Source organism: Actinomadura sp. 7K507, from assembly GCF_004348425.1.
Taxonomy (GTDB): Bacteria; Actinomycetota; Actinomycetes; order Streptosporangiales; family Streptosporangiaceae; genus Spirillospora.
Genome location: NZ_SMKK01000360.1, coordinates 1 through 6804, shown reverse-complemented (window position 1 = coordinate 6804; position 6804 = coordinate 1). Strand labels below are relative to the sequence as shown.

The 6804-nt window shown below is 70.8% G+C and carries 4 protein-coding genes; all 4 read right to left on the bottom strand.

Annotated elements, in window-relative coordinates:
• Positions 1 to 1014 (bottom strand): CDP-alcohol phosphatidyltransferase family protein (locus tag E1285_RS42245; protein ID WP_132160452.1); only part of this gene is annotated, 1014 nt, incomplete at its 3' end.
• A gap of 279 nt (positions 1015 to 1293) precedes the next feature.
• On the bottom strand, positions 1294 to 2472 hold the full coding sequence (locus E1285_RS42240; protein ID WP_132160450.1) for a glycosyltransferase family 4 protein: 1179 nt from the start codon (positions 2470 to 2472) through the stop codon (positions 1294 to 1296).
• Complete coding sequence (locus E1285_RS42235) at positions 2469 to 3248, bottom strand: hypothetical protein (protein WP_132160448.1); 780 nt, start codon at positions 3246 to 3248, stop codon at positions 2469 to 2471. The genes E1285_RS42240 and E1285_RS42235 overlap by 4 nt, the downstream gene beginning before the upstream one ends.
• A 104-nt stretch (positions 3249 to 3352) precedes the next feature.
• Positions 3353 to 6754 carry a bifunctional glycosyltransferase family 2 protein/CDP-glycerol:glycerophosphate glycerophosphotransferase gene (locus tag E1285_RS42230; protein ID WP_132160446.1) on the bottom strand — a complete coding sequence of 1134 codons (3402 nt, stop codon included), beginning with the start codon at positions 6752 to 6754 and terminating at the stop codon, positions 3353 to 3355.
• Positions 6755 to 6804 lie beyond the last annotated feature (50 nt).

The following is a 6804-nucleotide window of genomic DNA, read 5'->3' as shown; positions in this document are numbered from 1 at the left end:
GCCGGAGCTGGTGGTTACCGGGGTGGGGCGGTCCTCGTGGAGTTCAGTAGGGAGTTGGGTGCGGTACTCGTCGATCTTGGTGTTGAGTTTGGTCAGGTTGCGGCTGTAGTCGCGGCTGGCCAGCCAGAACTTGTAGATGATGACGAGTTCGAAGGCGACCAGGCCGACGCCGCTGACGGCCACCACCGGGATGATGGCTCCGGGGACGATGGCGGCGGCGATGGGGGCGACGATGAAGACGCCCATCTGGAACTCGATGCCGCTGATGAGGTGGGGGCGGATGCGGCCCGCCATCAGGACGTTGCGGATGCGGGCGTACCAGGGGAAGCGGCGGTCGAAGCCCTGCTGGAGGGTCGCGGCGGCGGGGTCGTCGCCGATGACGCGGTTCTCCATGTCGGCTTCGGGGTCTTCCGCGATGGCTTCCTCGGCGGAGAACAGGTCCTCGTCGGAGAGGCTGCCGTTGGCGCGTTCCGCGGCGGCCAGTTCCAAGGTGTGGGCTTCGCGGCGGGCGGCGTTGAGGGTGGAGCGCATCTGGGAGCGGACCTTGTAGATCTCCAGCGCGTCCATGTAGCGGAGCATGTCGAGGAAGACGACCGCTAGGGCCGTCCAGACATAGGCGACGTTGCCGGTCGCGGCGTACTGGCCGGCCATGAGGGCGATCGCGCAGGCCAGGACGCGGACGCGGTCGAAGATGTAGTCGAGCCAGGCGCCGAAGACCGAGCCGGTGCCCTTCAGGCGGGCGATCTTGCCGTCCATGCAGTCGAGCGTGAACGACAGGTGGTACAGCAGCGCGCCGGCGAGCAGCCACGGCCAGGACGCCACGGCGAAGCAGGCGCCGGCGGCGAGGCCGAGGATGAGGGCTCCCACGGTGAGCTGGTTCGGGGTCACCCGCGTCCGGTTGGCCGTGAACCTGACCAGCCTGGAGGCGAGCGGGTCTACCAGCAGAACCGTCCACCAGGCGTCACGCGCCTTGTACGTCCGTTGCCGAACGTCGTCGAGCGTGAAGTTCGCCATGGAGATCCTTTCCTTGTGGGAAGCGGTTCGATGTTATCGGCTGTCCGGTTCAGGCCCCTGCATTGTCTCCGAGTCGTGATTGTGTCTCCGGATGATTGCCAACACCGTGGGGAGTCTTTGCCGGCGCGCGCCCGACCTGTGCTGACTCATCTGCCATTGGCCGTCGTGCGCGCCCGGCGATCGAGGGGCGGCCGGGCAAGGCACGTCTGGACCCCAGGGCGGTGCTGGCGATCCCGTTGCTGACCCCCGTGCTCTGGATCCCGGGGCGCCCGTGTCCGGCTAGCGGCCTGACTTTCGGCGGGGGGCGGTGCGCAGTTCGGTGAGCATCTTCTCCCACTGCCCGGCCACGACCGCGATGTCGTACCGCTCCGCCGAGGCGCGGGCGTTGCGGGCCATCCGGTGCCGCAGGGTCTCGTCGTCGATCAGCCGGATCAGCGTCTCGGCGAACGCGTCGGTGTCCTCCGGCGGGACGAGCAGCCCGTCATGGCCGTCGTTGACGATCTCGCGGGGGCCGCGCGGGCAGTCGAAGCCGACGACCGGCACCCCGCACGCGAACGCCTCGATGATCGTCATGCCGAACGGCTCGGCGCGCGACGACATCGCCAGGATGGACGCCTTGGCCAGTTCGCCCTCCATGTCGTCGGTGGGCTCCATGAGCAGGACGTTGTTGTAGAGCCCGAGCCGGGTGGCCTGGCGGAGCAACTGCTCGCGCCGCACTCCCCGCCCGTAGATCCGCAGTTGCCACTCCGGGTGCTTCTCCACGACCTTCGCGAACGCGCCGATCAGCAGGTCGAATCCCTTGATCCATTCCATCCGGCCGGCCGCGACGACGACCTTGTTCTCCTGCCGGGAACGCGGATATATCCCGTTGGGGAGGCCGTTCCCGAGCGTGTAGACGGGGCACGTCCCGCCCGCGAACTCGGCCTCGTAGTCCTCGCGGTCGGCGTGCGTCAGGCAGGTGAGGGCGTCCAGGCGCGGGTACCACTTCTCGATCTCGGCCAGGATCCCGGGCTCGTGGATGCCGAGCTGCAGATGCTCCTGGCCGACCACGACGACCCGGCGCGGGACGAACCGCGCCGCCGCGAGGTTGAGCCCGGCACGGGTGGTGACCAGCACGTCCGTGCGGAGCCGCTGGAGGAAGCGGGTGATCCGCACGTCGGTCCAGGCGGAGAACTTGGGGTAGCTGCGCTCCTCCGGGTGGACCATCGCGGACGGCTCGGTCATGAGCCGCTCCGCGCGGGCGGTGTTCGGCCACGGCACCTTCGCCTCCGGGCGCAGGTCGACCAGCGAGCGCAGCCGGACGCGGTCCGGCAGCGGGAAGGCGGGCAGTCCGGCGTTCCGCAGCACGCTGACGATCTCGACGTCGTGGCGGCGTGCCAGCTCGCCGGCGAGGGTGAAGGTGCTGCGCACAGTGCCGTCGATGGTGGAGGCGTCCAGCAGCATGAAAGTGATCTTCACCCCGCCTCCCCGGTGACGAGGTGACCGGCGACCGACAGTTCGTCCTTCAGCGTGTAGTACGGCCGCACCGACATCTCCTGAATGCCGGACCCGGCGATCTGCCGGGGGAAGGACACCTTCCCCCGCTTGCCCGGCGCGTCGTCCAGCCGGGTCGCGAGGCGGGCGTGCACGTCGGCCACGTCGAGCCAGAGGTCCCAGAGTGCGGGCTGCTCGGCGGCGAACACGTCCACGGGCAGGCAGACCTGGAACTTGGTCCCGTCGAGACGCACGTCCCGCGTCAGGGTGCTGCGCGTGTCGCGGGCGACCGCGACGAGCCGTGCGTCCTGCTCGGGGCGCGGACCCGTGTAGGCGAGCCGCCCCGCCACCCTGATCTCGCCGTCGTGCGGATGCACCGCTTCGACCTCGGCGTGCGGGGACACCTTCCGGACGCGGAGCGAGACCTGCCCCTCCGCGGAGCGGACGACGCGCACGACCCGGTCCCGGCGGATGCAGGCGTAGGCGCGTGCCTCGTCGAACGAGAAGCCGGGGTCGTCGGTCAGCAGCGGCCGGTCCGCGCCTCGGCCGGAAACGCCACCGGCTCCGATCCGCACGTCCCATCTGCCCGTGGCGATCCCGTTGAGCGCGAGGGCGACCGAGGTGCGGTCGCCGCGCACGGATTCCTCGCGCGTGTCGCCGGACGCACGGTGCCGCAGGATGATCCGTTCACCGCGCGGCAGGGGAGCAGACCACCGGATCAGTAGGTCGTCGTCTACGCCGACCCTGAAATGGTTCGCCACCGCGCACAAGGGCCTGTGCCTTCCCCCCAAAACAATCACATACTGAGTCACGAAGCCTATCAACGGTCCCGCGGTGCACGGCCGGCGAACCGGCCCCAACGGTCTCAGCCGTTCGTTCCGAAGACGTGGTCTGCGGTGCGGGCGGCGGCGTGGCCGTCGTCGAGGGGGCAGAAGCGGGCGACGAAGTCCTTGTAGCGGGTCGTGTGGCCTGCGGTCGCCGTTTCCACGTCGCGGATGGCTTCTATCAGGTCGTCGGACGTCTCCACCAGGGGGCCGGGGGCTTCGGCTTCGAAGTCGAAGTAGAAGCCGCGGAGGCGGTCGCGGTAGTCGGCCAGGTCGTAGGTGAAGAACAGCATGGGACGGCCGGTGTTGGCGAAGTCGAACATCACCGACGAGTAGTCGCTGATCATCATGTCGGAGATCAGGTACAGCTCGGTGATGTCGGGGTAGAGGGACACGTCGCGGACGAAGCCGTGCTCGTCCTCGGTGACGCCGTCCACGACGTTGGTGTGCAGGCGGATGAGGAGGACGTGGTCGTCGCCGAGGGCCTGGCGGGCGCGCTCCAGGTCGAGGCGCATGTCGAACTTGTAGCGGCCTCGGCTGTAGTACTGGTCGTCACGCCACGTCGGCGCGTACAGCACGACGCGCTTGCCCTCGGGGATGCCCAGGCGCGCCCTGACCCGCTTGGCGACCGTGTCGGCCTCCGGGCTGTGCATCAGGTCGTTGCGCGGGTAGCCGACCTCCAGCATCTCGCCCTTGAACCCGAACGCGCGGCGGAAGATCTCCGTGCTGAACGGGTTGGGCGACAGCAGGTGGCTCCACTCGGGGACGGCGGGGCCGGTGGACTTCGACTGCAGCGCCTTCTTCATGCCGGGCGTGTAGGCGAAGTGCACCTCCTTGATGTCCTTGCCGATCTTCTTCAGCGGGGTGCCGTGCCACGTCTGCAGGACGACCTGGTCCGGGTGCCGCTGGAAGTCGTCGCCGAGCCGGTGGTTCGTCACGATGTAGCGGGACGTGGCGAGCGCCTCGTTCCACTCCTTGCCGTTCAGCCGGACGGCCTTCAGCGTGCTCGGCAGCTCCACCTGCGCGTCGTTGACCACCCACAGCTGCTCCAGGCCGGAGTCGCGGTGCAGCAGCTCCTGGTGGATGGACTTGGGGCTGTCGGAGTACTGCCGGCCGCCGAAGCAGGAGAACAGGACGGTGTCGCGCAGCCCGTCGCGGTCGACGCGGCGGCGGGCCTCCTCGCGGTGCTTCTTCCAGGCGTTCTTCTCCTCGGCGGAGACGTCGCCGGTCACCGACACGACCAGCCGCCCGTCGCGCCCCTCCAGGGCGTAGCCGCGCAGCGCCACCTCCAGCGGCTCCGGGAGGTTGTTGTTCGCGGGGTCGGACAGCCGGACGGTCAGCGCCCGCTCGCCGGGGGGACGGAACAGCACGTCCCAGCGGCCCGGACGCAGCGGCAGCACGCCCGCGACGCCCGGCATGGCCGCCACCGGGATCTCCGCGCGCAGGACGCCGGAGGACGCGTCGGTGACGAGGTCGAAGGCGTACTCCTTGCGGCGGCCCCGCCCGCGCAGCACGATCTGCCCGCCGGACCGGGCGGCGTGCGTCGCGGTCAGCGCCAGCGCGCCTTCCGGCCGCCAGGTGCAGTCGCCGATGACCAGCCGGGTCGTGGTGCGCCGGACGCGCAGGTAGCCGCTCGGGCCGCGGCCGGCGGTGACCTCCAGGGGACCGAAGGACCGCTCGATGTCGTCGATGCCCTCGGCGAGCACCAGCGGGCGCCCGCCGGCGTTGACCGTCCAGTCGCGGGTGTCGTCGATCTGCTCCGGCGGCATCGGCGACCCTTCGAGCGCCTCCGGGTCGACGCGGGCGGTGATGCGGTCCCCGGACGCGGTGACCGGGACGGTGACGCGGTCGTCGCCCAGCGTCAGGACCAGCTCCCCGGGCGGCTCTCCCGCGGCCTTCAGGTCGACGACGAGCGCGTCGCCCTCCCACCGCAGGGCGGACGCCTTCACGCCGACCTTCTCGACCTTGATGACGAGGCGGCCGTCCTCGATCCGCGGGACGACGCGCACGTCGTCGGCGACGTAGTGGTAGGGCGGGTGGGCGCCGGTGCCGGAGCTGCCGCCGCGCAGCGCGCCCTGCCGGAACACGCCCGCGTTGAACACCGAGGCCTGGACGTCCCAGTCGCCCTCGACCCAGGTGCCGTGGTCGCGGAGCCGCCGCGCGTCGAAGGTGAACTCGAACCCCGACCAGCCGGATTTCTTGCCGGGCTTCGGGGTCTGCCTGGCCTTCGCGACGATCTTGCGGTCGCCGGACCGCAGCGTCATCGTCTTCACCGACGTCCAGCGGCGCCGCATGCTGACCGAGTTGATGTACGCCTCGCCGGTGACGGTGAGCCTGTCGCCCTCCCAGCTCACCGCGTGGACGCGCCCGCGCATCCTGACCTCGTCGCGCGCCCGGTAGATGTCGCGGGGGATGTCGAGCGAGGAGTCCTTCCAGTACGGGTAGACGACGTACCGGCGCAGCGGGTCGCGGACGATCGACGGCTGCGCCTTCCCCCGCTGGTAGCGGACGACCTTCACCAGTTCGGTCGTGTGGCCGGTGGTGGCGAGGTGCCACTTGAGCCGGGTCAGCGCGGTCGTGCCGGCGAGCACCTTCGCGGGGATCCCCGCCGCGTACGCGGCGGCCTGCGCGACCACCTGGTCGCGTTCCTCGGCGGGTATGTCCGGCAGGGCGTCCAGGAACACCCGCAGCTCGTCCTGGACGGCTATGAGCTGGAGGCTCTGCCGGGACCTGGCGTGCCCCTTCTCCTCCAGCCAGGACGTGGCGAGCGTGACGGCGCCGAACCCGTCCGCGATCTCCTGCGCCTCCGTCGTCGGCTCGAACAGCTCGTTCTGGCGGTGCAGCACGACGTCCGGCAGGACGTCGATCGCCGTGGCCAGGTGAAGGGCCCGGGTCACCAGGGGCAGGTCGTCGTAGCGGCCGAGGTCGGGGAACTCCAGCTTGCTCGCCGTCCAGAAGGAGCGCCGGAACAGCTTCCCGGACGCCTTGCGGTCGTCGATCAGCTCCGGTGTGCGGCCCAGGTCCGTGCCGGTGACGGGTTCGGCGACCGGCTTGACCGGCCGCCACCGTGCCACCTGGCCCGTCCACCTGCGGACGGCCGCGCGGCCGAGCGCGATGTCGGACCCGGACTCCTCCAGCGCCGCCGCCAGCGCCGCCAGCGCGTCCGCCGGGAACTCGGCGCCGCCGTCGGCGAACAGCAGGAACTCGCCGTCGCTCTCGTCGACGCCCAGGTTGCGCGCCGCGCCCCGGCTCAGGGCCCCCTTCCGGACGGTGCGGAACCGGTCGTCGGGGACGACGGTCTCGGTGGTGGCGCCGGTGCCGTCGTCGATGACGAGCACGTCCAGATCCGTGTGCGTCTGCGCCGCGAGCGACGCGAGAGTGCCGGGCAGTGACTCCCCGGCTCCGTGGGCGAGCACGACGACGCTGATCCGGGGGGAGGGCAAGCGACACTCCTTCGAACACTCGGCGGCCCGGCGCCAGTGCCGGGTCGGGG